The organism is Paracoccus aminovorans, from assembly GCF_001546115.1.
Classification (GTDB): domain Bacteria; phylum Pseudomonadota; class Alphaproteobacteria; order Rhodobacterales; family Rhodobacteraceae; genus Paracoccus; species Paracoccus aminovorans_B.
The window spans coordinates 1-554 of the sequence record NZ_LNBC01000054.1 but is presented as its reverse complement, the minus strand read 5'-3'; the positions used below and the strand labels follow the sequence as shown (position 1 = coordinate 554).

Here is a 554-nt window from a genome sequence, read left to right as displayed (position 1 = left end):
GGCATTGCCGAACCCGATGATGAGACGGGGTACACAGAGGACGGGGTCTGCCGTGAACCCGGAACGGGGTCCGCTGCGGACCCGGTACCCCGTCCACAGCGGACCCCAAACCATCCTGAAACCATCCATAAACCACCTTCGCGCGCGCGTGCACGCGAGGCGGCGGCGGAATCTCTGGAGATATTGAAGGCCTATCCCGCCGACCGATGCCGCAATGAAGCGGCCTGCCTGCACCACGTCGAGGCTGCCATGCAGGAGGTCGGGCAAGTGCTATGCGCTGGAGACCGCAGGCTATACGCGCTCAAAGGTCTGCTTCTCGGATAACTGGTTCAGGGTGGGCCGCTGGCGCGATTACATCGGGGACGAGCCGGAACCGCCTCAGAAACCGACCCCGGCGCATGCGGCAAAAACTGCCGACTGGATCAAATCCCGTCACCCCCTGTGCCGGATTCTGAGCGTTGGACAGGTCCGCATGGCGCTGGACCTGGAGCTGGTTTCCCGCAGCGAAGTGCGCGCCGCAGGCTTCAGCGAAGGATTGCGTTATGTCTGAGCGT

At 63.7% G+C, this 554-nt stretch carries 1 protein-coding gene; it reads left to right on the top strand.

Translation table 11 applies throughout. The features are described 5' to 3' along the window. Window positions 1-214 precede the first annotated feature (214 nt). Window positions 215-550 (top strand): hypothetical protein, encoded by a 336-nt coding sequence (locus ASV56_RS24765; RefSeq protein ID WP_253879873.1) that lies wholly within the window; start codon window positions 215-217, stop codon window positions 548-550. Window positions 551-554: the final 4 nt, after the last annotated feature.